Here is a 25,984-nt window from a genome sequence, read left to right as displayed (position 1 = left end):
GCCGGGCGCTTCGAGGTGCTGCAGCTTCAGCACTGGTCGTTCGCCGAGATGCGGGAGGCCTTCGGCTGGTCGCTGGACACGTATATCTTCCACGGCGGCTATCCGGGCGCGGCCCCGCTCGTCGGCGAGCCGTCGCGCTGGGCGCGCTACGTCCTTGATTCGCTGGTCGAGACCACGATCGCCCGCGACGTGCTGCTGCTCTCGCGGGTCGACAAGCCCGCGCTCCTCCGCCGGCTCTTCGAGCTCGGGTGCCGCTACTCCGGGCAGATCCTCTCCTACACCAAGATGCTGGGCCAGCTCCAGGACGCCGGCAACACCACCACCCTGGCGCATTACCTCGACCTGCTGGCGGCGGCCGGGATGCTCGAGGGGCTCCAGAAGTACGCCGGGGCGGCCGTCCGCCAGCGCGGCTCGAGCCCCAAGCTCCAGGTGCTGAACACCGCCCTCATGACCGCGCCCATGGGGCTCGCGCTCGAGGAAGCCCGTGCCGACCGGGAGCTGTGGGGCCGGCTGGTCGAGTCGGCGGTCGGGGCCCATCTGGCGAACGCAGCGGCCGCGGGGGTGTGCAAGCTCTTCTACTGGCGGGACCGTAACCGCGAGGTGGAGTTCGTGGCGCGCGCGGGCCGGACGCTGACGGCCATCGAGGTGAAAAGCGGGCGGTCCCGCGAGGTCCCGCCCGGGCTCGTGGCCTTCGCAGAGGCGCACGGAGGGGCACGCACGCTGCTCGTGGGCGGAGACGGTATCGCCATCGGAGAGTTCCTCGCCCGGCCGGTCGAGCACTGGGTGAGGGGATGAGCTGCTCTGACCCCCGCTGTCACACCCGCGGCCGACACTGGGGGCAGAGGAGATCCCGATGACGATGGGCAGGGTCACGATCCAGGGCGTGGAGGTCACGCTGGCCGCCGCCGACGATCACGAGAGCGAGTGGGTAGACTACCACGACTATGCCCGCCAGCTCGAGGCCGCCTGGCTCAGGCTCTCAGCCGTGGAGCCGCCGCTCAATCCGCGACTCATCGGCGAGCCGGGGCTCGGCAAGACGACGCTCGGCTGCGCGGTGGCGCGCCGGCTGGGCCGCGCGGTCTACATCTTCCAGTGCACGACGGACACGCGCCCCGAGGATCTGCTGATCACCCCCGTGCTCACGGGCGACCGGCGCGTGGAGTACCGCGCCTCGAGCGTGGTGACGGCCATGGTCCGTGGCGGGGTGCTCTTGCTGGACGAGGGCAACCGGATGCCGGAGCGGAGCTGGGCGGCGCTGGCCCCGCTCATGGACGACCGCCGCTACGTGGAGAGCGCGCTGGCCGCCGTCAAGGTGCACGCCCATCCCGACTTCCGGCTCTGCGTGACGATGAACGACGATGCGAGCGTGTACGAGCTGCCGGGCTATATCCAGAGCCGGCTCAAGCCGAAGATCGAGATCGTCTCGCCGCCCTGGGCGTTGCAGGAGGAGATCCTGCGGCTCAAGTGCCCGGCGGTGGACGAGGATCTGCTGCGCGGGGTGTTCGAGGAGCTCAGGCGCCGGGCGGCGGCGGGCCGCAAGGACAGCATCCGGGACATGCTCACGCTGGCCCAGTACGCGCAGAAGCTCCGCGCGTCGGGGCTCGGCGAGCCGCTCCGGCGCGCGGCGCAGCAGGTCCTCGTCAAGCCCGACGGCACGGCGCCGGCGGGCGGGAGGGCGCGGTGAGGATTGCCGAGCGCGCCGGCAACCTCCTCGGCGTGCCGTCCTGCCACTTCGACCCGATCTTCGCGCGGGAGGCGCGGCGCGCCGTCACCGCTTTCCATCCGACGGCCGTCGCCGTGGAGCTGCGGCCCTCGGCGGAAGATGAGGTGGACTGGGCGCTGTCCTGCTGGCCGAGCCCGGTGGCCTCGCTGTCCGGGCCGATGCTCTTCCCCTTCGTGCCGGGCGACTCGATTCTCGAGGCCTGCCGTCTGGCGCGGGGCGCGAGGTGGCCGCTCTACCTGGTGGACCTCGAGGTCTCCGCGGGGGCGCGCCGCGAGCGAGGGCTGTCTCTTCCCGGCCCCGAGTTCGCTCCGCGGGTCGGCCGTCTCTTTCGGGAGGCGCATGACGCGCTGGCCGCGCTCGGGCCGGCGCCCCCCGACGAGGATCTCGCCCGCGAGGCGCACATGGCGCGACGGCTGTCGGAGCTGCTGGCCGCCCATCAGCGCGTGCTCTGGGTCGGGGGCCTCGCCCACTGGACGGCCCTGGTGCGCCGGCTGGAGGCTGGCGACTTCGCCGCGCCGAGCGTCCCCATCAGCCGGGCGCGGCGCTTCCGTCGGGTGCGGCTGGCGCCGTCGGCGCTGCTGAGGCTGTCCGGGCGCGTCCCGTACCTGGTCGCGCACTACGCCAGTGGCCCTGACCGGTACGAGGAGACGGCGGCGGTCCGCGGGATGGCCCTGGGAGCTCTTCGCCGACCGGCGCGCAGCGGGCAGCCGGCCGATGGGCCGGCCGGGACGGCCATCGACGTCGCGCGGGCCTTGCTCTATGCGCGGAATCTCGCCGCGTCGAGGGGGCTGTCGGAGCGGCCGGACCTGGGCGAGCTGCTCACGGCCGCCTCCGCGACGATCGGCAACCGCTACGCGGGAGCGCTCTACATGCTGGCGATGCGCGACCTGGCCTTCCGCAAGGGACGCCAGCACCCGGCCCTCACGTTCGAGGTCATCGGAAAGCGCCAGGGGTTTCGCCTGGACGGCCGATGGGTGACCGTGGAGCCCTTCCTGGTCCAGGGGCCGGGGATCACGATCTCGATTCCCTCGCCGGACGAGGCGGAGCGACGCCGGGGCGACACGCCCTACCGGCATGTCCCACCCGGGAAGGCTGGCGAGACCCGGATATGGGTCTCATACCCGCCCGAAGAGGAGCAGTACGAGGCCTTCGTCCGCTATGTGCTCGGCCGGGCGACGGTCGGCGATCCCGCCGAGGCGCGCTCGGCCCCGTTCGTGTCGGGGCTTCGCGACGGCGTGGACGTGCGAGCCACGCTCCGCCACTGGAAGGACGGCACCGTCTACGTGCACGAGGGCGGCGCCGAGCCACTCCGGGTGACGAACGGCATCATCGACTTCATCAGCGCGCGCGAGGATTCGCGCATCCTGCGGGGCGGCGGCGACGGCAAGGACAAGGCCGGGTGGGTGGATCCGAGCTATGAGGGCATCGGCAGCGCCTCCCGCGAGGCGAGTGAGCCGGCCGTGCTCCAGGACGAGCCGTGTCACGTGACGCTGCGCCGCCGCGACTTCTCCATGATCTCGCTCGATGCCCCGACCTGGCTCCCCGCCCCGGACACGAAGAGCTTCTACGCGCGGGTGATCACGCCCCTCCTCGCCCTCCCGCGGAGCGGGGACGACCACCTCTACGGCTGGCTCGATGTCATGTTCGCGTTCTGCGAGCGGAAGCCCGTGGTGTACTACAGCCGCTACGTGCCCGGCCAGCGGATCCATGCCATCGCCCGGGCGCATCGGGTCCGCCTGCTCCACAGGCTGCTCGCGGCGATCCCGCGACCGCTGCTCGAGCGGAACGGCCGGTTCCGCTTCCTCCACCTCACGCGCTCTCAGTGGGACGCGCTCCACGAGCGGGTGCGCGAGGGCAAGCGGGCGTGGCTGGCGACCGGGGAGGCATGAGACCGGGGATCGACCGCTACCGCGGCGCGCTCCTCGGGCTGGCCGTGGGGGACGCGCTCGGGCGGGCGCGCCGTGTCGGCGGGGACAAGGTCGAGGTGATGCCAGATGACGAAATCGAGATCCCGGTAATCGCCATCCTCGAGCAGGATGTCCGAGTGCGGCGGCAGCTCACCCCCATTTGTGCCTGGCGCGAGTGGACTCCAGCAGGTCTTCGTCGACCGACATGTGCATGCCGGTGAGGGTCCCGAGGGCGTCCTTGCCGTCCTCGGACCCCGTCACGCCGACGAATAGCGGGTAACCCTTGACCCAGATGTGGGTGGTAGTGCCGTGCTCGCCGTCCTCGAGGAAGATCTTCTTCGCCGTCGCGGCGAGCCAGTCAGCCAGCGCTTCAAGATTCGATCGGGCCGTGGCCATCAGGGGCCTCCTTGTGTGCCGGGGTTCGCTACTTCCATGCTCAGAATCGCGCCCGGCTGTGACAGGCGAGGTCACACCTTATGGACCTCTACGCGACGGCGATCACGGCGGCGACGGGGCGCGACACGATCCCGCAGGCCGACTGGGATCGAGTGCGCGTCTACCTGCCCCGGTCGCAGAAACACCGGATCATCAAGGAGCAGGCGTTCGAGCGCACCGACGCCGTCAAGGCGAAGCGCATCTTCCCCGAGGAGCTACGGAGGCTCGCCGCCGGGCTTGCGGCCCAGCGAGCCCGTCGTGAACGTGCCTGACTCCGAGCCCGAGGCCGACTGAGCCGGGAGCGGCTTGCGCGGCGCGGCCGGTCACGCTATCGTGCCCGCTGATGGCCGAGATCTCCTCCCTGGTGGTCGGTCGATTCAAGCGACTCGCGCGGCGCTCCTCCGAGACCTGGCAGGGCGGGCTCGTGAAGATGCCCATGTGGATCGGGGCGCCCGGCGACATTCCCGTCCGCCCGTGGGGGGCGGTGTGGGTCAGCCGGGAAACCGACATGGTGAACGTCAAGCTCGCCGAGGGCGCGCCCGACGCCGGGCTCGCCCTCGACGTGTTCCTCGATCTGGGGCTCAGGTTCACCCGGACGCGCCCGGCCCGGATCGAGGTGGTCGCCCCGGCCCTGGGCGAGGCGATCGCGCGGGGCGTCGGCGACCCCGAGCTGGAGGTTCACGTCGTCGACGACATCTCGCTCGTCCGGGGCAAGCTCGGTCAGATGGTGGAGATGACGGAGGGCAAGCCCCTGCCACCCGAGGCCCTCCGGGCCCGGGGCGTGACCGTCGAGCGTATGCGGGCGTTCGCCGAGGCGGCCCGCGAGTTCTTCGACGCGGCCCTGTGGCGCCACCTGAGCGATGAGGACATCATCCGCATCGAGGCCCCGGCAGTCGACCGCGGCCTCTCGTGCGCTACCGTCCTCGGCGCCGGGGGCCAGGTCTTCGGGGTGGGGTTCTTCGCGAGCCCGCGGGAGCTCGAGCGGCTGCAGGAGGACCCCGATCCCGAGACGCTCATCGGGCCTCGCGGGCGGTGGAGCGTTCTCTTCGGCCCCATCGACGAGATGCCCTTCGGCGACGTGGATCTGTGGGAGGAGCATGCCTTGCCGGTGGCCGGGCCCTCGGCGTACCCGGTGGCGGTATGGTTCGGGCCCAACGGCCAGCTGCGCCGGCCCGAGGGACCGATGCTGGCCGAGCTCGAGGCCATCCTTCGCGCGCTGGCGCGGGCCACGGAGGACGAGATCGACAGCGGGCGCTGGAGCCGTGACGTGCCCGCCGCGGACGGGCCACGCCGGATCACGCTCGCTCTGCCGGAGCTGCTGCGGCCTCTCGATGCTCCCGCCGAGCCGCGAGTCGGAGGCCTGCCGGACCGCCGGGCCATGGAGCGCGTGCTGCTCGAGGTCCAGCGCTTTACCGCCGGCGAGTCCTTCGAGAGCACGGACGAGCTGAACGCGAGCATCCAGCGGAAGTTCTCGGGAGCGCTCGACGCCATCCCCTCCACGGCCTCGACGCCGATCGAGCGCGCGCAGGAGATCGCCTACCGTGCGGTGGAGGCTCGCGGCCGCCGGCGCGTCCAGCTCGCCCGGCGGGCCCTCGAGGTCTCCCCCGACTGCGCCGACGCCTACGTGCTCCTGGCGGAGGCGGCGACGGAGCTACCGGCCGCCCGCGATCTCTATGCCCGCGGGGTGGCGGCCGGCGAGCGGGCGCTGGGCCCTACCGCCTTCACCGAGGATACCGGCCACTTCTGGAGCATGATCAGCACGCGCCCCTACATGCGGGCCCGCTTCGGGCTCGCCCAGAGCCTGCAAGCCCTCGGGGAGCGCGATGCGGCGGTGGATCACTATCGAGATCTCCTCCGGCTGAATCCGGGCGACAACCAGGGTGTCCGCTATTCGCTGCTACCCGTCCTGCTCGAGGCCGGCCGTGACGCCGAGGCGGAGGGGCTCCTCGATCAGTTCCATGACGAGGGGACCGCGGCATGGGCCTATGCATGGGCGCTCCATGCCTTCCGGCGCGGGGGCGACGCCGTCCCGGCGAACGAACACCTCCGGCGGGCGGTGCGCGCCAATCGCCATGCTCCCCGCTACCTGCTCGGCAAGCAGACATGGCCGGGCGCGATGCCCGCCGCCTACGCGCTCGGCAGCCATGAGGAGGCCGCCGTCATAGAGGACATGCTCGGCGACCTCTGGCGAGCCACGCCGGGCGCCGGCCCCTGGCTCGCTGCCCAATTCCCGTCCGCCCGCGCCGGCAAGCGGCGCAGGCGCTGAACCGTTCCGGGGCGCGCCGCGCTTCACCCGCCCCCCCTCGCCGTCAAGCGGGGTGCTGGCCGAAGGTTTGAAAGGGCTCGAATTCGAAGCGCGCGTACCGGCGCAGCAGGGCGAAGTCGCGCACGTTCTGCGTCACCACCGTCGCGCCGATCTGGCGCGCGGACAGGGCGATGAGCGCATCATTCCAGAGGGCGGAGAGCCGGTCCCGAAGCTGGGGCTGGCGGCGCCACGCCTCGGCGAGGACATCGCCCACCCGATCCCAGGCCCGAGCGTCAGGCGTCACCACGCGGCCCAGCCGTAAGAATGGCTCGGCCAGCCCTCGAACGGCCTCGCGCCCGACATCGTCCAGGGCGCCGGCGTGCAGCTCCGCAGACACGACGGCAGCGAGATACGTACGCGGCACGAGCCGTCCGAGCAGCTCGGAGGCGTGACCGCCTGCCCCCTCCCGCAGCGCGACCACGTAGACGTTCGTGTCGAATACCAGCCATCTACCGGCGGGCATCGACGTCCTCGATGTGCCCGCGCCCTTTCTCGAGAAAGCGCGCCAAGGCCGTCGCGAGCGCAGCCTCGTCAGCCACCAGGTCCAATGCCCGATGAATCGTCTCGGTCTCCGTGCGGGTCCCGAGGATCCGTTTCGTGCGCTCCAGCTTCGCCGTGTCGATGCGGTAGTTCTTGCGCTGTCTGCCCACCCGGGTCTGCGCGCCTGCCTTCGTGGCCATTCCGCCTCCTCCTGCCGAACGTTCAGTGTACAGACGAATAATAGCATGTGTCTGTACAGTAGAGGGCCGGCCCAGCTCGTCGACAGCGACGTGAACGCCATTCGCGCGGCAGCAGCGGGTGCCGAACACAACCGCGGGGTCACGGATCGCTCCGTAACCCCGCGTCAAGATTTGGTGGAGCTGAGGGGGCTCGAACCCCTGACCCCAAGACTGCCAGCCTTGTGCTCTCCCAGCTGAGCTACAGCCCCACCGCGCGGCACAGCATACCCGTGGCGGAGCGACCCTGTCAAGGACGGCCGGTACTTGCGCGACGGTCGCTAGTCAAGCTCGTTCAGCGCCGCCGTGCGCTCCGACCACAGCCGCATCTCCATCTCTCGGAACAGCCTCCCGGCCGTCGTGAGGTGCTCGCGGCCCGTCCGCCACTCGCCGGTCTGAAGGCAGAGCGTTCCGAGCCCGAGATAGCAGCGGGCCACAAGCGGGCGCATCCCGAGTTCATCGGCGAGTGCGCGGGCCTCGCGCCAGAGGTCCCTGGCCTGCTCGACCTTGAGGCGGTCAGGATGGGAGTGCAGCTCGGCGGCGAGCCGCAGCGCCCACGCCTCGTGCCCCCGCTCCTCGTGAGCGCGGGCCAGCTCCAGGGCTTGGTCCGAGGCCGCGCTGGCGTCGTCCAGTCGGCCGGCAAGGAGGAGTCCCTCGCCGAGCTGGGCGACCCGGAGCGATTGGCAGCCCATCATCCGGCGGGCCGCACCCTGGGCGACCGCCTCCTCAAGGAGCGCCAGCCCCTCGTCGACCCGCCCCGCCAGGAGATGGGCGGCGCCCAGGCTGCTGGCCATGAGCGGGAACATGGCGGGGATGCCGGCGGCCTGGCAGAGATCGACGCCGCGGCCGAGCACGGCCGCCGCCTGGTCGGCCTCGCCGCGGCTGACGTGGAGGAACCCGAGGCCCTGGTACGCGCTGACGAGGGCTCCGGCGTGATCGGCCTCCTCGGCCAGCCGGACCGCCTCCCGGCCGCGGGCGAGCCCGTCGGCGAATTGCCCCAGCTCGGCCAGGGACCACACGGACCAGGTGCGGCTGGTGATGAAGCGGAAGGCGGCCTCGCTGAGCCGCTCTCCGCCTGCCTCGCCGGCCAGCGCGACCTCGTTCCTGGTGAGGATCTCGACGGCCTGCCGGTAGTTGCCCATGGCGCAGCAGGTCTGACCCAGGTAGAGATTGGCGGCCGCCTCCAGGCTGCGGTCGCCGAGCTCAGCGGCGATGGCCTCGGCGCGCCGTCCCGATTCCATGGCGAGGGCATGATCCCCCGTGAGCTGGAAGAAGTTGCTCAGGAGCGACGAGGCGCGGCCGAGGCGGCGCTGATCGCCGATGGTCTGGGCGAGCCGCTCCGCCTCGCGCAGATGGTCGAGGAGGGGATCGAGGTCGCCCAGCGGGATGAGCGCGTTGCGGAGGTCGAAGCGCAGGTCGATGGCCCTGGCTGTCCCGTCCGCGTCCTCGGGAAGGTGCCGGAGGCTCAGCAGGGCCCGCTCGAAGTGGGCCGCCGCCTCGCGGAAGGCGCAGCGCGCGTTGGCCTTCCTGCCTGCCTGGCGGAGGTAGCGCAGGGCCTTGGGCCAGAGCTCACCCTGCAGGGCGTGGTGGGCGAGCCGCTCGACCTCCTCGGCGAGCCGGTCGGGAGAGAGGCGCTCGATGGCCTCCACGATCCCGGCGTGGAGCGCCCGCCGGCGGTCGTGGAGCAGCGTGCCGTAGGTCACCTCGAGCGTCAAGGCGTGGCGGAAGGTGTACTCGAGATCGGGGAAGAGGCGGGCCTCGTAGAGGAACTCGGCCGTCTGCAGCCGCGCGAGCTTGTGGCGGAGGCCGTCCTCGCTCTCCTCCGAGATGGCCTGGAGCAGCGCGAAGGGCAGGTCCTTGCCGATCACCGAGGCCGCCTGGAGCAGGCGCTTCTCGTCCGGGGAGAGGCGGTCGATGCGCGAGGCCAGGATCGCCCGCGCGGTGGCCGGGATCTGGAGGCCCTCCAGCGCCTTCGTGAGGCGATAGGCTCCGCGCTCGCCCGCGAGGAACTTCGTCTCGACGAGGGACCTGACGCTCTCCTCGAGGAAGAAGGGGTTGCCCTCGGTGCGCTCGAACAGGAGAGGCTTGAGCGCCCGGAGGCTGGGGTCCTCGCCGAGCAGGCCGGTGAGCAGCCCCTCGGCGCTCTCCGGGGGCAGCGGGTCGAGACGGAGCTGCCGGTAATAGCTCTTCCCGCTCCACCGGTGCTCGTACTCGGGCCGGTAGTTGACGAGCAGCAGCAGGCGCGCCGTCGGCACGCTCTCGACGAGGGCGTCGAGCAGGGCCTGGGTCTCGGCGTCGATCCAGTGCAGGTCCTCGAACATCACGATGACGGGCTGTACCTGGCTCTCGCGCAGGAGCAGCGCCTTGACGCCGTCCAGCGCCCGCTGGCGGCGCTGGGCCGGGGCGAGGTGCTGCCACTCGGGTTCGTCCACCGGCACCTCGAGGAGCCAGAGCAGGGCGGGCAGGGCGGGCTCGAGGGAGCGATCCAGCGAGAACAGCTTGCCGGTGACCTTCTCGCGGATCTTGCGCGGCTCGTCACGAGGCTCGAGCTGGAAGTACGAGCGGAGGAGATCGATGGTGGGCAGGTAGGCCGTCGCCTTGCCGTAGGAGACGGACGCGCTCTCGACGATCGTCCAGCCCTCGGTCCGGTGGGAGTGGACGAACTCCCAGTACAGCCGGGACTTCCCCACGCCGGCCTCGCCGACGATGCCCACGACTTGCCCGTGGCCGGAGCCGGCGCGCTGGAGGGCCTGGCGGAGCTGCTCGAGCTCGATGTCGCGCCCGACGAAGCGGGTCAGGCCGCGCGCGGCCGCGGCCTGCATGCGGGACCGGACAGTCCCGGCGCCCGTGACCTCGTAGATCTCGATGGGGTGGTCGACCCCTTTCACCTGCCGCTCCCCGAGGGACTTCACGGCCACGTAGTCCTCGGCCAGGCGGAGCGTGTCCGGCGCCATGAGGATCGAGCCGGGCATGGCCATCTGCTCCATGCGAGCCGCCAGGTGGGTGGTCTGGCCGACGGCCGTGTAGTCCATGTGCAGATCGCTGCCGATGGAGCGCACGACCACCTCCCCCGAGTTCAGCCCGACGCGGATGTGGACCGGCACGCCGATCGTGCGGTGGACCTCCTCGGCATAGCGCTTCACGGACTCCTGCATCCTGACCGCCGCGTAGCAGGCCCGCACCGCATGATCCTCGTGGGCCACGGGGGCGCCGAACAGCGCCATGATGCCGTCGCCCATGACCTGGTTGACGGTGCCCTCGTAGCGGTGGACCGCCTCCATCATGTGCTCGAGCACCGGATCGAGGAGCCGGCGGGCGTCCTCGGGATCGCGATCGGCGAGCAGCTCCATCGACCCCTTCAGATCGGCGAAGAGCACCGTCACGTGCTTGCGCTCGCCTTCCAGGCCGGTCCGGGAGGTGAGGATCTTCTCGGCCAGGTGCTTCGGGGTGTAGGCCTCTGGCGAGGCGAACCGGGGCGCCGCCGCGGCGGGCTGCGCGGGGGCCGCCGCACGGGGCGCTGCGCCGGCGGCCAGCGGGTGGCCGCACTCGTTGCAGAACCGGCTCGCCGGCGGGTTCGCTTGGCCGCAGCCGGGGCAGGCCGAGTCGAGCCCGGCCCCGCAGCCGTTGCAGAATTTCGCCTTCGGCGGATTCTCCTGCTGGCACTGGCGACACACCATCGTATGTTCCTCCGGCGGAATGCCTCGTCCTACTGTCGGTATGAACGCAACCTTCAGGGCCCAGTCGCTCTCCGGGACCCGCTTCGCATACTCGGACCCCTCGGGGCGGTCAGCAGAGATCGCATCGCGATCTCTCCGTGCAGGCCGTTCTGAGGGCATTTCCCCGGGGTGCTCGAGGCCCCTCTGCGCGATGGAGCAGGGCGCGAGGGGTGCGCTCACCCCGCTAGAAGACGCCTCGGCCTGGGAGGCGGAACGCGGTTGGAGCATGGGATAGACGGGGCCCCCGATCTCCCCGGATACAAGGCCCATAGGCAAGAAGAATCACGAACATGAGCCAAACGGTAAACCCGGCGACGGGGGCGCGTCAAGGGGATCTCGCCACGCCCATGCCGAGGCGCTTCCGACCGGTCAGCGCGGCGGGCGTGTGGAGGATGCCGGGAGCAGTGCTTGTGCCCGTCGATGCCTGACGTTTACACTGGCGGCGCGGCTCGGGCCGGGGTGGCGGAACTGGCAGACGCGAAGGTCTCAAAAACCTTTGGGCGGCAACGCCCGTGGGGGTTCGATTCCCCCTCCCGGCACCACCAGTGGCGGACGCACGGCTCCGAGCAAGGTCGAGCGGGCGCCACGCAGGTGTTCTCCTTCACCGGCGGATCCCCGGGGACGAGCCGGCGGTGCTGGCACGGATCGACGCGGCCCTGCAGCGGCCCGCCAAGGCATGCCGGCCATCGACCGGGCGGGGTGGGTCGGGCCGGGATTGCGAGTCGGGTCCTGGCAGGACGCGCGGCTACGGGATGTCGACGACCCCTGAGCGCCGCAACTGGTCGATGCGCTCCGCCGGGTAGCCGAGCAGGTCGCCGAGCACCGCCCGCGTATGCTCGCCAACGCGGTAGGCCGCGGGCCCCCGGGGATGCACCGGCACGCCGTCGAGGTGGAAGGGGCTGGCCGTCACGCGCACGGCGCCACGAGCCGGATGCGTCACCGTCGGGAAGAACTGCCGCTCGGACAGGTGGGGTTCGGCGATCACCTCGGCCGGGCGGAGTACCGGTGCGCACGGGATGCGCGCATCCGAGAGCGCCTTGAGGGCGTCCGCCATCGTGCGGAACGTCGCGAGCCACGACTCGACGATCTGCCGCAGGTCGCCCCAGTTGACACGCCGCTTCTCGTCGCTATCGAAGCGCGGGTCCTGATCCAGGTCGGGCCGCCCCATGACGGCCAGCAGGCGGGGCCAGAGCTGCGGGGCGCCCACGAACTGCAGGGCCACGCAGCCGTCGCCGATGGGGGCGACGACCATGCCGGGGCGCGGGTTGCCGTGCTCCTCGCCGCCGTTGAGCACGGCGGCATAGGTCACGCTGTCGGCGGCGATGAGCGCCTCGAGCATGGAGACATCGAGGTGTGCGCCCCTGCCGGTGCGACTTCTCCGGATGATCGCCGCCAGAATCGCGCTGGCGGCATGGGTGGCGGCCAGGACGTCGGCAGCCTGCAGGTTGGAGGCCCGCGGCGCCGGCTCCTCGCCCTGTTCCAGGTGCATGAGGCCGGAGATGGCGTTGATGGTGTGGGCGAGCGCGGGTCGCGCGCGCCACGGCCCCGTCTGGCCGAAGCCCGAGATGGAGCAGTAGATGATGTCGGGCTTCACCGCCCGGAGCGTCTCGTAGTCGCAGCCCAGCCTGGCCACCACGCCGGGCATGAAGTTCTCCACCACCACCTCGGCCACGCGCGCCAGGTCGCGGATGATGGCCTGGCCGTCGGGACGTGACATGTCGACGGCGACGCTCTCCTTGCCCGCGTTCACACGGGTGAAATAGGTGCTCTGGTCCGTGCGGTTGCCTTCGAGCTGCAGGTAGGCGCGCCGCATCTCGTCGCCCTCGCCTGGGCGCTCGATCTTGATGACGCGGGCGCCCAGGTCGCTCAGCAAGCGGGTGCAGTAGGGCCCGGCGAGGACGCGGGTGAGGTCCAGGATCGTGACATCGACCAGGGGGAGATCGGCGGCACGCACCGGCCGAGTATATCAGGCGCTCGCGCGCGAGCGGGTCCGGCGCCTCAAGAACCCGTGTGCCGCACACGGGGCCGAGGCATCAGAACGAACTCCTTGTGAGGGCCCCCTTCACGAGCGGCCATCCTCCGGCGATGAGGAAGACGCCGGCAATCATGAGCAGGATGCCCAGAAACCGGTCGATGTCCGTGCTCACCTGGTCGAAGAGCCTGGGGAGACGATCTGCGAGGGCCGCGGATGCGAAGAAGACGATGACGCTGGCGCCGCTGTACATGACAGACGGGAGCCCGGGATTGGGCGCCACGGACACCGCGTGGAAAAGGAACCCGTTCGCGGCCGCGCCGAAGCTCAGCCCGACCAGCACGATGCCCAGGGCCGCGACGGCTCCCCCGGGGCGGAGGTCCGCCGCACGGCCGGCCAGCCAGAGCCACACCGCGACGCCGACGGAGACGCTGGCGAAGTACCAGGTCGTGAAGGCCTCCGGCTTGACCTGGAAATTCTTGGCGAAGAAGGGAATCGAGATGAGAACCGGTGCCACAGACACCGTCGCGACGGCCGAAAACCAGAGCCAGGCGGAGTTCCCTGTTCCCATCGTGTCAGTCTCCTGTGGGACATGTCCCTGCCGGGGAGGCGCAGGCGCTACCCGGCGTCCAGGGCCGCCAGCAGCGAGGCGACGAGCGCCCGGAGCTCCTCGTGGGAGGCCGAGCCCACGCGGCGGCGGAGCTCGTCCAGCAGCGCCCGGGTGTCGGGCCCCGGGCCCTCGGAGTCCGTCAGCGCCGGCATCGCCTCGTGGATCGCCGCCAGGGGCGCGCGGTTCAGCTGGAGCGACAGCACGTCGAAGCGGTTGTAGTTGCCGGCCACGTCGTGGAGGATCTTGGGCCGGATGATCGCCTCGAGCTCGATCTTGCCGTAGACGATCTCCTCCCGGTCCGGCGCCGCGGGCCCCGCGATGACGCGGCCGTCCGGGCCGAGGATGCCGGTGAACGTCATGCTCCCGTCGCCGAGGAGCCGGCGCTTCTCGGCCGTGTCGCCGAGCCGCTCGCGCATGGGGGCGCTGATGAGGCTCCCCGCCACCAGCACGAAGCACTTGCCCTCGAAGGCATGGGCGGCGGAGCGGATCTCGATGGCCCGCGTGAGGTCATAGGGGTCTCCCGCCGGCCGCGCGGGGTAATTGGCCACGTGGACTTGCTCGCCCTGCGCGATGAGGGCGAACCGGGCCAGCGGGTTGGTGTTCTCCCCGCAGCAGAGGGTGCCGAGCCGCCCCACCGCGGTGTCGTACACGCGAAGCGTCGAGCCGTCGCCGAAGCTCCACACCATCTTCTCCGCATAGGTCGGCATCAGCTTGCGATGCCGCCCCAGGAGCGAGCCGTCGGGCCCGAAGAGGAGGTTGGTGTTGAACAGCTCCCCCATGCTCCGGGGGCTCCGCTCGTTGACCCCGATCACCACGTGGGCACCGGCCTCCCGCGCCGCCTGGCCGAGGCGCTCAGTCTCGGGGCCCGGCACCTGCACCGCTTCCCTCACCAGCTCGACGAAGTAGCGCTCGTTGGGCTGCGGGCGATCGAGGTAGATCCAGTGGGGGAAGCCGGGGACGAAGACCTCGGGGAAGGCCACCAGCCTGGCCCCGGCGCGCCCGGCCTCGCGGATCAGGGCGCAGGCCTTGTCCACGGTGGCCTGGCGGTCGAGGTACACGGGCGCCGCCTGCACCGCCGCCGCCGTGAAAGCCGGCCAGGGGCCGCTCATCAGCGGTTGCCGCCCGGTGCCGGCGCCGTGTCGTCGAGGCCGATCGGCCGGGCCGAGGGGGGGCAGAAATCCTGGTTCCGCGCGATGAGGCTGCACGGATCGGCATGCACGTGGACGGCGATGGCCCCCTCGCGGAGGCTCTGGTCCAGGATCGGCCCTTGCTCGGTCATCGGCGTGTCCGTCATCGCGTCCCTCCCTCCTCGATGAGCCCCTCCCGGGAGTACCTGGCCATCATGAACGCGATTCGGGCGGCCGGCCGCGTGGACCCTCTGGCCCGGCCCCCGGGCAAGCTCAGCCCCATGAGGGAGCCCAGCGCGCATCGGCAGCCGTCATCGCCCTGTGGGCTGCGGCAATCCTGCTCCCGCTGCGGGTGCGCCGTCAAGGAACGGGCGTGGTGCGAGCGCGGGGCGGGGCCGGCAGGCTGAAGGGCGCAGGGGAGGCCGAGGGGGGCGAGGATCGTGCGCGCGACCGGCCGGGTCCTGGACGGTGGCGATGACGCGCGGGGGCTGCGCCTTCTCTCCTTGAGGGCTGCCCACCTTGTGCCAGCACCAATCGGCATGAAAGGGGGCAAAGGGGAGAAGGGCAGCTTGTCCGTTTGCGGCAACTGTGTAAGATACCTTCCAGAACTCAAGACCCTTTGGGCGGCAACGCCCGTGGGGGTTCGATTCCCCCTCCCGGCACCATAGTTGAGCCAGAGCGCGGTCTTGCCCCGGCCGGCACACGCGGCAGAACGCGAGAGAAGAGGAGGACCAGCTGGATCCGACACCGCAATCCTTGACCGGTATCCGTGTGCTCGACCTGGCCACCGTTCTGGGGGCGCCGGTCGCGGCCACCTTGCTCGGAGAATTCGGGGCCGAGGTCATCAAGGTGGAAGAGCCGGCCACGGGGGACCTCCTGCGCCAGTTCGGCCCTCGCTACGAGGGCCGGCCCCTCCTCTGGCTCCAGGAAGCCCGCAACAAGAAATCGATCACGTTGAACCTCCGGCTCCCGCGCGGCCAGGCGATCCTCCGCCAGCTCGCGGCCGGCTGTGACGTCCTCGCGGAGAACTTCCGCCCCGGCACGCTGGAGCAGTGGGGCCTCGGCTACGAGTCGCTGGCGCAGGAGAACCCCGGGCTCGTCCTGCTTCGGGTCTCGGGCTACGGGCAAACTGGGCCATACCGGCACAAGGGGGCCTTCGACCGGGTCGCATCCGCCTTCGCCGGCCTGACCTACGTGTCGGGGTTTCCAGACGCGGAGCCGGTTCGCCAGGGCTTTGCTCTGGGCGACTATCTCGCGGCCTCCTTCGGCGCCTTCGCGGTGATGCTCGCGCTGTACCATCGCGACCGGAACGGGGGTGGCGGGCAGGAGATCGACCTGGCCCTCTACGAGGGGATCTTCCGCGGCTCGGAGGGCATGCTCACCGCCTACCAGAAGATCGGACTGGTGCGCGAGCGCAGCGGGAACCGGCATCCCGGCGTGTCGCCCGCGGGGAATTACCGTTCGGGGGACGGGGCCTGGGTCGTGCTCAACGCCGGCACGGACTCCCTGTGGAAGCGCCTGGCGGCGCTGATGGGGGGCGAGGAGCTGGCGCAGGACCCGCGCTACGCCCGCTCCGCGGACCGGGTGGCCGGCGCCGACGACGTGGACAAGATGGTCGCGGCGTGGGTGAGCACGCGTCCCGCGGCGGAACTCCTGCGGCAGCTGGAGGAGGCCGGCATCCCCGCCGAGAAGCTCTATACGGTGGCCGACATCGCGGCCGACCCGCATTTCCGGGAGCGCAACATCGTCGAGATCGACGACCCGCGGGTGGGGCGGCTCGCCATGGTGGGCGTGGTCCCCAAGCTCTCGAAGACGCCGGGCACGATCAAGTGGGCGGGCCCCGACAAGGGGCAGCACAACGCGGAGGTGTACGGCGCGCTTCTCGGCCTCGGCGCAGAGGAGCTCGCCGCCCTCCGGCGCGACGGCGTCATCTGAACGACAAGGAGTGCATGCGGCTTTCACAGAGGACAAGCTGGCGCTCGGAGCGCCCGAGAATGCCGCCTCGACGACGCTCCTGATCAAGGCGTGGCTGGAGCTGTACGGCTGGGAGTTCGTGCAGAAGCTGAAAGCCAACGCCATCATGGAGACGCGCCTTCAGACCGAAGCCATCCAGGCGGTGGCGCGCGGCGAGGCTGTGGGAGCAGGCAGCGCGGGGTGCGTGAGCCTCACGCCTCCTGAGCCGCGCAGGGGCGGTGTCTCCCCCGCGGGGCGCATGTCGCAGGCTCCGCCCTCAGCAACCGCCGACTACGATGGAGGCGGTGGGGGCGGGGGAGGGGGGCCCGGCGGCGGCGGCGGAGGCAGGGGCGCCAAGTAGGCCGGTGGAGCGGCCCGCCTGACGCCGGGGATCTGGTTGCCCTTGGCGTACATGCACTGCTGATAGGCCATGTCGTAGCGCCGCTGCACGCTGTACCCCGTGGACTGGCCGGCGCTGGCCCCGATGGCGGTTCCGCCCAGGAGGCCTCCGCCGGCGCCGATCGCCGCCCCTGCCCCTGGATGCCCGGCCGCGGCGCCGATGGCGGCGCCGAGCCCGGCGCCGACCACCGCGCCCACGGCAGCGCCGGTCAGCGTGTCCCGCGTGGCCGCCGTCCCCGGCTCGGTTCCGGTTTGCTGAAGGGCCCATGACCGGCACACCGCATCATCGGCCTGGAACTGCTCGAAGGACTTCCCCGTGCCCGGAAGCACCATCACGCTCGGTCCCGTCGGGACTGTCGCGCACCCGGTGAAGAGCAACACCACGAGCCCGATCGCAGTCACGCGTGCCGGCATGTCTTGCCCCCTCGGCGCCTACCGTGCCGGTGGTGTAGGCGCTACCGGGGTCCACCCGCCGGGACACTGCGCGACGTATGGGTAGTAGCCATTCGGATTCTGGCAGTAGTACCAGTACCCAGGCGTCGCCGGCTGCTGCTCGACATATACCGGCGGCGACTCGACCACCACCGGGGGGCTGTAATAATGGGGGCTGTAATACGGATACGGGGAAGGCGCCCATAGCACCGGGGGGCCGAGGTAGACGCGGGGGCCCCACCAGAAGCTCGGGCCCCCCCGGACATGCGCCCCCCCCCAGAAATGCGGCCCCCCCCGGGAGTGCCGGTCTCGGCCCCACGCGTCGCTGGGGCTCGCGGTCGCGGCCACCAGCGCGACGGCGATACAGCACGCCATGCCCAATCGGCCGAGCACTGTCTTCATGGCGACTCTCCTCCTGCGTCTTCTCCTCGGGCCCTCAGGGGCGAGCCTGCTCGAAGAGCTGGCGCATCTCCACCCGGAGCTGCTGCATGCGGGTTTTCACCTGACCCGCCTTGGCCAGCTGCTCCGGCGTCAGGATCGCCCGGACGTCAAGGGCGATCTGCGCGCTGTCGTGGAGGAGCTGCTCCCGGAGCTGCCCGATTTGCTGGAGCTGCGGCTGGACGTCGGCGGCCTGGACCTGCCCTGGCGTGATCAGCTTGTCCGCCAGCTCCTCCTGCGCCTTTCTCAGCTGCTCCATCGTACTCCGCGTCGCCGTGCGATGCGAGGACAGGATCGCCCGCACCCTGGTGTTCTGCTCCGGGGTGAGGTTCACCGCGCGGATCAGGAAGGGGAGCGCCAGTCCGCTGTCGCGCCCCCAGCCGTGCCCCATGCCAGGGCCCATGCCCTGGGCGGCCGCCGGCTGGGCGCCGCTCGCGAGAAGCGCCGCCAGCACGACGAAGGCCCAGCCCGCTGGCCGAAGAAGCATCGTCTTCATCTCGCTCAGCCTCTTCATGTCTTTCCTCCCGATGGAGTATCGTCAGTCATGATCATTCCTCTGCCCATCCCCACTCTGACGTGGCGGTGGGGGTGAGCGCGGCCGGGCCGCAGCCCGGTGTCACCAGCCAGTCCGGTCCATCGCAGTCGCTCTCGGCGTCCTCCTCGCTCTCGAGCCTCGGCACGAGCTCATCGGCCTCCGCCCGGGTCGTCGTATACCCGCGAACGGAGAACAGGGCGGCGGAGACCTCGGTCAGGATGGCCGCAGCCTCCTCGGACCGCATCGTGGGGGGAACGAACGTCATCGCCCGCCAGACCGCGACCTCGATCCATAGCAGGGCGGCCACCGCGAGGGCCGAGGCGCCGACGGCAGCGGGCAGCCATCGTCTTGCGGTTCGCAGGGTCCGGGTCGCCGGCTCGGCGGTAGTCGCCAGCACGCGGCTGATGACGGCCAGATCCCGCGCGAGGGCGTTGAGGCGCTGGGCGCAGCCCGGGCAGGACTGCACATGGGCTTGCTCGGCTTCACTGCCCAGGCCGGCCTGCACCTGCGTCAAGCTCTTGTCGGGCAGGCACCGGGTCATGGTGTTCCCCCGAGCGTCTCGCGCAGCCGATGGATGGACCGGAAGAGATGGCGCTTCACGCTGCCGACGCTGAGCTCCAGCGCGGCGGCGATCTCCGGCCCCGACCACCCCTGCAGATGGCGCAGCACGAACACCTCGCGCTGCCGGTCGGGCAAGGCCCGAAACGCCAGCCACACGCGCCGCCTCGTCTCGTCACTGATGGCCGCGTCCTCCGGTGTCGGTCCGCCGTCGGCGATGGGCATCTCCTCGATCCGCTCGCTCCAGCGCCGGAACCGCCTCCACCAGCCGGCCCGGCGACGGTCCCGACAGGTGTTGACGGCGATCCGCGTCAGCCACGGCCCCCAGTCCGCCGGGGGTCCGTGCCGCCTCTCCGCCTCGAATGCTTTCACGAACACCTCTTGCACGACCTCCTCCGCCTCCTGACCATCAGCCAGGAGCAGCTGGCACAGCCGCTGCAGGCGGCCGGAGTGGGTCTGGACCAACGCCTCGTATCCCGAAGATGGGTCCACGCGCGTTAGACGAGCCGCCAGCCCTCTTACTCATACGGACGAACGAAGGGGCCAAGGGGTTGACCGGACGGGGGAAGGAATGTGCCCGGCGCCGGCGAGGCGACGGGGTTCGAATCACCAGGGATCAGCAGGCTGCGGAACAGCGGACCCAGCGGTCAGCGTGTGAGCATCAGTAGTCCTTGGGGTCGAGGAGATCGCGCAGCCCGTCGCCGGCCAGATTGAACGACAGCGTGAGCGAGAAGATGGCGAGCCCCGGCCACCAGGCCATCCACGGCGCGGCCTCGAGGAACTGCTGGGCGGCGCTGAGCATCGTCCCCCAGCTCGGGCTGGGTGGCTGCACGCCCAGGCCGAGGAAGGACAGGATGGCCTCGGCGATGATGGCGCCGGGGATCGACACGGTGGCCTGCACGAGGAGGGCGCTCGCGATATTGGGCAGGATGTGCCGCGCCATGACGCGCCCGTCGCCGGCGCCCAGCGCCCGCGCCCCCTGGACATAGTCCTCCGCCTGCGTGCCGAGCACCAGGCCGCGAGTGAGCCGGATATAGGTGGGCGTGGCGCCGAGCCCGATGGCCACGGTGGCGTTGGTGAGCGAGGGACCGAGGATGGTGACGAGTCCGATGGCCAGGATCAGGAACGGGAAGGACAGCCACGCGTCCGTGAGTCGCATGATCAGCTGGTCGAAGGCGCCGCGGTAGTAGCCGGCCACGAGGCCCACCGGCACCCCGATGGCGATGGCGAGGAGGATGGAAAAGACCCCCGCCTGCATCGAGATGCGCGTGCCCCAGATGACGCGCGAGAAGGTGTCGCGTCCGAGGTCGTCGGTGCCGAAGGGGTGCGCCCAGGTCGCGGCTTTTCGGATCTGGCTCCAGTCGGTGCGGAGCGGGTCGCTCGGCGCGATCCATGGGGCCCCGAGCGCCAGTGCCGTGAACAGGAGCACCACGACGGCTCCCACCACCGCCACGGGCCGTCGGCGGGCGCGCAGCCAGCCCCGCTGGAGCCGGCTCATGTCTCGCCGCCCCTGATGCGGATGCGGGGGTTCAGGAGCGAGTAGGCCACGTCCACGAGGAGGTTGATCAGGACGTAGGCGGACGCCGTGATGAGCACGACGCCCTGGACCATCGGGTAGTCGCGCGTGAACACGGCCTCCACGATCAGCCGCCCGAAGCCGGGCACGACGAAGATCTGCTCCGTCACCACCGCCCCGCCCATGAGGGCCCCGGTCTGCAGCCCGAGGATCGTGACCACCGGGATGAGGCCGTTACGGATGGCGTGGCGGAACACGACGGCGCGGCCCGCCAGGCCCTTGCTGTAGGCGGTGCGGATATAGTCCGCGCTCATCACCTCGATCATGCTGTTCCTGGTCTGGCGCATGAGGACGGCGGCCAGCCCCGCGCCCAGCACGAAGGCCGGCATGATCATGCGCTCGAGGTTGGCCAGGGGATCCTGGAACAGCGGCACGAACCCGGAGGCGGGCAGGAGCCGCAGCCGCACCGAGAACAGCAGGATGAGCATGATGCCGAGCCAGAAGGACGGCACGGAGAGCCCGCAGAGGGAGACGCCGTTGGCCAGGAGATCCCAGATCGTGTTGCGCCGCACCGCCGAGAAGACGCCGGCGGGGATGGCGATCGCGAGCGCGATCAGGAGGGAGAGGCCGGCGAGCTCGATGGTGATGGGCAGCTTCGCCGCCACCGTCCGGACCACGCCCTCTTGTAGCCCTTGAGGTTCTTGGCGTGGGCCACGATGTAGTTCAGGTGATAGTTGAGGGTGATCCCCTGGTAGCCGAGGCCGGTGACGCTCGGCAGGTCGAAGCGCCCTTCCTTCCGCAGGCTGGCGGCGTCGGTGGGGCTCACCAGGTGCATGAGATCGATGTCGCCCGAGCGCAGGTTGGCCAGCCGCACGTTGTGGTCCGGGATGACGCGGAAGACGAGGCGGTCGAAGCGGGCCTGGCCGGGGTCGAAGTGGTGGGCGGACTTCTCGAGCACGATCCGGTCCTGGGGCACGCGCTCGACGAAGCTCCAGGGTCCGACGCACACGGGCGCGGTGCCGAACTTGTCGCCGAGCTTGTTGGCCTGGGCCGGCGAGACGGGCATGCCCGCGCGATCGGCCAGCGTCGCCACGATGGGGGAGAACGGCGCCTTGAGACGCAGGCGCACGGTCAGGGGATCGACGACCTCCACGGCGGTCACCGAGTCCAGCTCGCTGCGCCGGTTGGAGCCCTTCATCGCGCGGTGGCGGTCGAGGGAGAACCTCACGGCCTCGGCGTTCATCGCGGTGCCGTCGTTGAACTTCACGCCCGGGCGGAGCTTGATGGTGACCGTCTTGCCGGCGTCGCTGAACTGCGGCAAGTCGGCGGCGAGCTGGGGGACGATCCTGAGGCCCGCGTCGATCTCGTACAGCTTCTCGCACATGTGGGCGTAGATGATGCGGCCCACGTAGGTGCGCGAGAGCGTCGGGTCGAGGATGTCGGGGTCCTGGTTGAGCGCCACCACGAGCGTCTTCTTCTGCGCATGCGCCACCTGGGCCTGCCCGAGCAGCAGGGCGGTGAGCATCCCGACGCTGAGCCACAGTGCCTTCTTCATCCTGCCCATGACCGCCTCCTCGAGCTGAAGGGTCCAGTTGCCGGGGGATCTGCGGGGAACCCCGGCATCATAGACCCCATTCGACGCGGGGACAACCGACAGCGGGCTCCATGAAGCGGGGAAATTTCCCCGTCGGTGGGGCAGGCCCACCAGAGTGTGGTCAACTGGCCGCCTCGTGCTCGCGCCCGATGCTTCGCAACATGGCCATCGGCAAGGAGAGGGCGCACGGCAGAGGTGATGGCATCTCGCTCGCGTGGATCGTTCCCGGGATGCTCGGCGCACGATGCTGACGCCCCGAAGCCGGGGGCTGAGGGGTGTCACGATCGCCCCCTGGCACGCCCACCCCGAGGAGCACCGCGCCACGTCAGGTGGGAGGCACCCACAGTGAGCTCCGGCCGGCGGACCCATCTCGGAGCCATGGGGAATTTTCCCCACAGGTGGGTCAGCCTCACCGCGGTCTTTAGTCCCAGTCCGGTGTCGTTCGGTCCGCGATGGCTCCTAACAGCTTGATTCATGTAGGATCTTCTCTGCCGGAGGGCGCTGGCATCGGTCTGGCATATCCACCCAGGAAAGCAGCGGCTAAGGCATGACTCCGAGTATCATGGGGACCCTATCGGCATGGGGGGGGCCTGATGACGGCGCCGGGCGACCTCGAGGCGCGGCGGGAATCGACCGCGGCGGCCTCGAAGCCTCAAACTCTGGCAGGGCGACTGCGCAGCCCGCTGGCGCTCACCCTCGGCGCAGGGCTGCTCGTGGTCCTGGGCGTGACCATGGGCCTGGTCCTCGGGCGCTCGACGTCGAACCAGGGCGCGGCCGCACCCCGACCGGCCGCAGCGGTGAGCGGGGCGGCCATTGCCCCTGCCATCAGCGCGGAGCTCGAGATGCTGCGCAAGGAGGTCGAACGCGAGGACGCGCCGAGCAAGAAGCTGCTGGCCTTCGCCCATCTGGGGCTGGACGAGGGCCAGATCCCCGCGGCCATCTGGGCGTACAAGCGGGTCCTCGCCCGTGAGCCGCGGAACGTCGAGGCCATGACGCACATGGGCCTCATCCTCTACCAGGGCAAGCACCTGGACGAGGCGCTCGCCCGCATCGAGGAGGCGATCCGCCTCGATCCGAAGTACGCTCACGCCCACTGGGACCGCGCAAACCTCCTCTTCACGGGGAAGAAGGACTATGCCGCCGCCCAGGAGGCCCTCGGGGCCTTCCTGGCCCTCGTGCCGAGTGGCCCGGACGCGGACCGAGCGCGGGCCATGCTGGCCGAAGCCCGGCGCCAGATTGCCGCAGGCGGGCGGCGCGGATGAAGGACGTCGGAGCGCAGCTCGCGCGCTGGGGCCGCCGCGTGGGGCTCGAGCCGCTCGACCTCTGGTTCCTTGGGCTCCGCGCGGCGACGCTGGCGGCGGGCACCCTGTGGTGGGCCCTGGCGCCGGACTGGACACGAGCGCCCCGGCTTCCGATCCTGGGGATGTTCCTGGCGTTCAGCGTCGGCATCTATGTCCTGAATGCGATACGTCCAGGGCGCATCGCGCTCCTGTACAAGGTCGCGCTCGTCTTCGACTTGGCCGTGGTCTTCTTCCTGGTGCGGATCACCGGCGGGTTCTCGAGCGACCTGCACCTCGCCTTCACGCTCCTCATCGCGCTCCACGCCTTCTACTTCGGCCTGCTCACGGGGCTGGCAACTGCCGCTGCCGCGACAGGTCTCTACGCCCTCGCGGGCGATTGGCCCCCGCCGCAGCCGGGGTTCGCGCTGCGGGTGGCGTTCTTCGGCCTCGTCGGCCTGTGCATGGGCGTGGTGGCCGAGCAGGCCCGGCGGCGCCAGCACGCCCTTGAACGCCAGCAGGAGCAGCTGCTCCGGTCGGACCGGCTGGCGACGGTGGGCGAGCTGGCGGCGGGGCTCGCGCATGAGCTCCGGAACCCGCTGGCGGGCATCTCGGGCGCGCTCCACGTCCTCGGCAGCCGGCTGGCGCCCGGGGACGAGCGGGCCGCCCTGCTGGCTGATGTCCAGGCCCAGATCTCCCGCATGAACAGGACGTTGACGGAGCTTCTCCAGCACGCCCGTCCAGTGACGCCGGAGCGGATCGCGGTGGAGATCAACGGACTGCTGGAGCAGAGTCTGCAGTTCCTTCCACGCGGGGACATCCAGATCGTTCGCCGACTGGACGGCTCGCTCCCGGCCGTCTACGTCGATCCGAGCCTCCTCCACCAGGCCTTCCTCAACATCCTCGTCAACGCGCGGCAGGCGATGCCCCAGGGGGGCCGGCTGACGCTGGAGACCCGCGTGCCGCCGGCCCGGGCGCGCTCGGTGGAGGTCCGGATCAGCGACACGGGAGGGGGCATCGCGAGCGAGCACCTCACCCGCATCTTCCAACCGTTCTTCACGACCAAGGCCCAGGGGACGGGGCTCGGGCTGGCCATTGCCGCCCGGGTGATCGAGCAGCACGGCGGCCGCATCACGGTCGAGAGCTCGCTGGGGCACGGCACAACGTTCACGATCGCGCTGCCCGCAACGCCTCCGGTCAACGGGGCGAGGAGTGACACCCATGCCATCCAGAGTGCTGGTCGTTGACGACGAGCGCCTGATCCGCTGGTCCCTCGAGCAGACGCTCGAGAAGCACGGCTACGACGTCGAGACGGCGGAGGACGGCGCGCGCGCAGTCGCGGCCGTCCGGGACGAGGTTCCCGACCTGCTCCTGCTGGACCTCAAGCTGCCCGACACCGACGGCATCCAGATCCTCCGCCAGGTCAAGGAGAGCCATCCCGACATTCAGGTGATCATCATGACCGCCTACGCCGACGTCGGCACCGCCGTGGAGGCCATGCGGCTCGGTGCCTACGACTACATCGCCAAGCCCATCGACTTCGAGAACCTGGGCGTGACCCTCAGGAATGCCCTCGAGACCCGGCAGCTCAGGCAGAAGGTGGAGTTCCTCCGCGAGAAGCATCTGTACCCCTTTCACTTCGACCGCCTGGTCGGCACGAGCCGCGCCATCCAGGACGTGGTGTCGCTGGCGCGCAAGGTCAGCGCCAGCGGGGCGACCACCGTGCTGATCCAGGGGGAGAGCGGCACCGGGAAGGATGTCCTGGCGAAGGCCGTCCACTACGAGAGCGCCCGCGCCGACGAGGCGTTCATGGAGATCACGTGCACCGCCATGCCGGAGACACTGCTCGAGTCCGAGCTGTTCGGGCACGAGCGGGGTGCCTTCACCGACGCCAAGGTGCAGAAGAAGGGGCTGCTGGAGCTGGCGCACAGCGGGACGATCTTCTTCGACGAGATCGGAGACATGACGCCCGCGCTCCAGGCCAAGCTGCTCCGCGTGCTGGAGGAGCGCCGCTTCCGCCGTGTCGGCGGGACCAAGGACATCAGCGTGGACATCCGCGTGGTGGCGGCGACGAACAAGGACCTGCGCGCCGCGGTGGACGAGGGGGCGTTCCGCAAGGACCTCTACTACCGCCTCCAGGTCGTCACGATCACGATTCCCCCGCTCCGGGAGCGCCGGGAGGATATCCCGCTCCTGGCGCGGCACTTCCTCGAGCACTTCGGCCGTGAGTTCAAGAAGCGGGTGCCGCGGCTCGGCTCCCCGGCCGAACGGCTGCTCGTGCACTACGACTGGCCCGGCAACGTGCGCGAGCTCCGCAACGTGATCGAGCGCGCCATGATTCTCGTGGAGTCGGGGGAGCTCACCCCCGGAGATCTGCCGCCGGAGATTGCCGCGCGCCCGGCGGACCCCCCCCGCGAGCAGCCGCGCTTCCAGATCCCTTCGACGGGAGTCGTGCTCGAGGATGTGGAGCGCGAGTTCGTCCGGCAGGCCCTGGAGCTGACACACGGCAACCAGACCCATGCGGCCAGACTCCTCGGGCTGACGCGGGACGAGCTGCGCTACCGGGTCAAGAAGTTCGACCTCGCGACCCGCGCCGACATCAGCGACAGCTGAGGATTTCCGCGCAGCGACCGGGGGAAGCCCCCCAGCCCGGACGGGGGTTCTCGCCCAGAGGGAATTTCCCCAGCCCTCAACCCCCGGAAAACCTAAGGCTCCTGCGACAACCCCACCCCGGGAACACTCCTTGCAGTCCTGCCTCCCCATGAGGTTCG

The 25,984-nt window shown here is 70.8% G+C and carries 24 protein-coding genes and 2 tRNA genes; 10 read left to right on the top strand and 16 right to left on the bottom strand.

Annotated elements, in window-relative coordinates:
* The 3 genes from HYV93_22650 to HYV93_22640 all read left to right on the top strand — a co-directional run.
* Window positions 1-795: DUF4143 domain-containing protein (locus HYV93_22650; GenBank protein MBI2528769.1), on the top strand; the 795-nt coding region annotated here is incomplete at its 5' end.
* Between the two features lie 58 nt (window positions 796-853).
* Window positions 854-1,684: an AAA family ATPase gene (locus HYV93_22645; GenBank protein MBI2528768.1), complete on the top strand. Its 831-nt coding sequence runs from the start codon at window positions 854-856 to the stop codon at window positions 1,682-1,684.
* Window positions 1,681-3,612: a hypothetical protein gene (locus HYV93_22640; protein MBI2528767.1), complete on the top strand. Its 1,932-nt coding sequence runs from the start codon at window positions 1,681-1,683 to the stop codon at window positions 3,610-3,612. Before HYV93_22645 ends, HYV93_22640 begins: the two co-directional genes overlap by 4 nt.
* Before the next feature lie 168 nt (window positions 3,613-3,780).
* On the opposite strand, the gene HYV93_22635 is transcribed toward HYV93_22640, so the two are convergent.
* On the bottom strand, window positions 3,781-4,026 hold the full coding sequence (locus tag HYV93_22635) for a hypothetical protein (protein MBI2528766.1): 246 nt from the start codon (window positions 4,024-4,026) through the stop codon (window positions 3,781-3,783).
* A gap of 80 nt (window positions 4,027-4,106) precedes the next feature.
* Between HYV93_22635 and HYV93_22630 the strand changes: the two genes are divergently transcribed.
* Together HYV93_22630 and HYV93_22625 are read left to right on the top strand one after the other, a co-directional pair.
* Window positions 4,107-4,337: a hypothetical protein gene (locus HYV93_22630; GenBank protein ID MBI2528765.1), complete on the top strand. Its 231-nt coding sequence runs from the start codon at window positions 4,107-4,109 to the stop codon at window positions 4,335-4,337.
* Window positions 4,338-4,408: 71 nt separating this feature from the next.
* Window positions 4,409-6,331 (top strand): hypothetical protein, encoded by a 1,923-nt coding sequence (locus HYV93_22625; protein ID MBI2528764.1) that lies wholly within the window; start codon window positions 4,409-4,411, stop codon window positions 6,329-6,331.
* Between the two features lie 43 nt (window positions 6,332-6,374).
* Here HYV93_22625 and HYV93_22620 read toward each other — a convergent pair whose 3' ends face one another.
* The 4 genes from HYV93_22620 to HYV93_22605 all read right to left on the bottom strand — a co-directional run bounded on the left by HYV93_22620 (window position 6,375) and on the right by HYV93_22605 (window position 10,763).
* Window positions 6,375-6,833 (bottom strand): PIN domain-containing protein, encoded by a 459-nt coding sequence (locus HYV93_22620; GenBank protein ID MBI2528763.1) that lies wholly within the window; start codon window positions 6,831-6,833, stop codon window positions 6,375-6,377.
* On the bottom strand, window positions 6,820-7,050 hold the full coding sequence (locus HYV93_22615) for a hypothetical protein (protein MBI2528762.1): 231 nt from the start codon (window positions 7,048-7,050) through the stop codon (window positions 6,820-6,822). Before HYV93_22615 ends, HYV93_22620 begins: the two co-directional genes overlap by 14 nt.
* A gap of 172 nt (window positions 7,051-7,222) precedes the next feature.
* Window positions 7,223-7,298: transfer RNA gene (locus tag HYV93_22610), tRNA-Ala, on the bottom strand.
* A 69-nt stretch (window positions 7,299-7,367) separates the two neighbouring features.
* Complete coding sequence (locus HYV93_22605; GenBank protein MBI2528761.1) at window positions 7,368-10,763, bottom strand: AAA family ATPase; 3,396 nt, start codon at window positions 10,761-10,763, stop codon at window positions 7,368-7,370.
* A 492-nt stretch (window positions 10,764-11,255) separates the two neighbouring features.
* On the opposite strand from HYV93_22605, the gene HYV93_22600 reads away from it, so the two are divergent.
* Window positions 11,256-11,344: transfer RNA gene (locus HYV93_22600), tRNA-Leu, on the top strand.
* Window positions 11,345-11,547: 203 nt separating this feature from the next.
* Here the strand turns inward: HYV93_22600 and HYV93_22595 are convergent.
* The 4 genes from HYV93_22595 to HYV93_22580 all read right to left on the bottom strand — a co-directional run bounded on the left by HYV93_22595 (window position 11,548) and on the right by HYV93_22580 (window position 14,678).
* Window positions 11,548-12,756, bottom strand: a complete 1,209-nt coding sequence (locus tag HYV93_22595) for a CoA transferase (GenBank protein MBI2528760.1) — start codon at window positions 12,754-12,756, stop codon at window positions 11,548-11,550.
* 79 nt (window positions 12,757-12,835) lie between these two features.
* Entirely contained in the window at window positions 12,836-13,345 is a 510-nt protein-coding gene (locus HYV93_22590) for a hypothetical protein (GenBank protein ID MBI2528759.1), read from the bottom strand.
* A gap of 47 nt (window positions 13,346-13,392) precedes the next feature.
* On the bottom strand, window positions 13,393-14,493 hold the full coding sequence (locus HYV93_22585) for a carbon-nitrogen hydrolase family protein (GenBank protein MBI2528758.1): 1,101 nt from the start codon (window positions 14,491-14,493) through the stop codon (window positions 13,393-13,395).
* A complete protein-coding gene (locus HYV93_22580; protein ID MBI2528757.1) occupies window positions 14,493-14,678 on the bottom strand; it encodes a hypothetical protein in 186 nt (61 codons plus the stop codon). Before HYV93_22580 ends, HYV93_22585 begins: the two co-directional genes overlap by 1 nt.
* A gap of 568 nt (window positions 14,679-15,246) precedes the next feature.
* On the opposite strand from HYV93_22580, the gene HYV93_22575 reads away from it, so the two are divergent.
* Window positions 15,247-16,446: a CoA transferase gene (locus HYV93_22575; protein ID MBI2528756.1), complete on the top strand. Its 1,200-nt coding sequence runs from the start codon at window positions 15,247-15,249 to the stop codon at window positions 16,444-16,446.
* Window positions 16,447-16,755: 309 nt separating this feature from the next.
* On the opposite strand, the gene HYV93_22570 is transcribed toward HYV93_22575, so the two are convergent.
* The 7 genes from HYV93_22570 to HYV93_22540 all read right to left on the bottom strand — a co-directional run bounded on the left by HYV93_22570 (window position 16,756) and on the right by HYV93_22540 (window position 21,906).
* Window positions 16,756-17,277 (bottom strand): glycine zipper family protein, encoded by a 522-nt coding sequence (locus tag HYV93_22570; protein ID MBI2528755.1) that lies wholly within the window; start codon window positions 17,275-17,277, stop codon window positions 16,756-16,758.
* Between the two features lie 454 nt (window positions 17,278-17,731).
* Window positions 17,732-18,247 carry a periplasmic heavy metal sensor gene (locus tag HYV93_22565; protein ID MBI2528754.1) on the bottom strand — a complete coding sequence of 172 codons (516 nt, stop codon included), beginning with the start codon at window positions 18,245-18,247 and terminating at the stop codon, window positions 17,732-17,734.
* 34 nt (window positions 18,248-18,281) lie between these two features.
* Window positions 18,282-18,809, bottom strand: a complete 528-nt coding sequence (locus tag HYV93_22560; protein ID MBI2528753.1) for a hypothetical protein — start codon at window positions 18,807-18,809, stop codon at window positions 18,282-18,284.
* Window positions 18,806-19,291, bottom strand: coding sequence for a sigma-70 family RNA polymerase sigma factor (locus HYV93_22555; GenBank protein ID MBI2528752.1), 486 nt, complete (start codon window positions 19,289-19,291; stop codon window positions 18,806-18,808). The genes HYV93_22560 and HYV93_22555 overlap by 4 nt, the downstream gene beginning before the upstream one ends.
* A gap of 196 nt (window positions 19,292-19,487) precedes the next feature.
* A complete protein-coding gene (locus tag HYV93_22550; GenBank protein MBI2528751.1) occupies window positions 19,488-20,324 on the bottom strand; it encodes an ABC transporter permease in 837 nt (278 codons plus the stop codon).
* On the bottom strand, window positions 20,321-21,019 hold the full coding sequence (locus HYV93_22545) for an ABC transporter permease (GenBank protein ID MBI2528750.1): 699 nt from the start codon (window positions 21,017-21,019) through the stop codon (window positions 20,321-20,323). Before HYV93_22545 ends, HYV93_22550 begins: the two co-directional genes overlap by 4 nt.
* On the bottom strand, window positions 20,956-21,906 hold the full coding sequence (locus HYV93_22540; GenBank protein ID MBI2528749.1) for a hypothetical protein: 951 nt from the start codon (window positions 21,904-21,906) through the stop codon (window positions 20,956-20,958). The genes HYV93_22545 and HYV93_22540 overlap by 64 nt, the downstream gene beginning before the upstream one ends.
* Window positions 21,907-22,529: 623 nt before the next feature.
* On the opposite strand from HYV93_22540, the gene HYV93_22535 reads away from it, so the two are divergent.
* Genes HYV93_22535 through HYV93_22525 form a run of 3 tightly spaced genes read left to right on the top strand, consistent with a single transcriptional unit; the run spans window position 22,530 to window position 25,826 of the window.
* Window positions 22,530-23,198 (top strand): tetratricopeptide repeat protein, encoded by a 669-nt coding sequence (locus HYV93_22535; protein ID MBI2528748.1) that lies wholly within the window; start codon window positions 22,530-22,532, stop codon window positions 23,196-23,198.
* Window positions 23,195-24,460: a hypothetical protein gene (locus tag HYV93_22530; GenBank protein MBI2528747.1), complete on the top strand. Its 1,266-nt coding sequence runs from the start codon at window positions 23,195-23,197 to the stop codon at window positions 24,458-24,460. Before HYV93_22535 ends, HYV93_22530 begins: the two co-directional genes overlap by 4 nt.
* A complete protein-coding gene (locus HYV93_22525) occupies window positions 24,435-25,826 on the top strand; it encodes a sigma-54-dependent Fis family transcriptional regulator (protein MBI2528746.1) in 1,392 nt (463 codons plus the stop codon). Before HYV93_22530 ends, HYV93_22525 begins: the two co-directional genes overlap by 26 nt.
* Window positions 25,827-25,984 lie beyond the last annotated feature (158 nt).

Source organism: Candidatus Rokuibacteriota bacterium (assembly GCA_016188005.1).
Lineage (GTDB): Bacteria > Methylomirabilota > Methylomirabilia > Rokubacteriales > CSP1-6 > UBA12499.
This window is presented reverse-complemented; position numbering and strand designations above follow the sequence as displayed.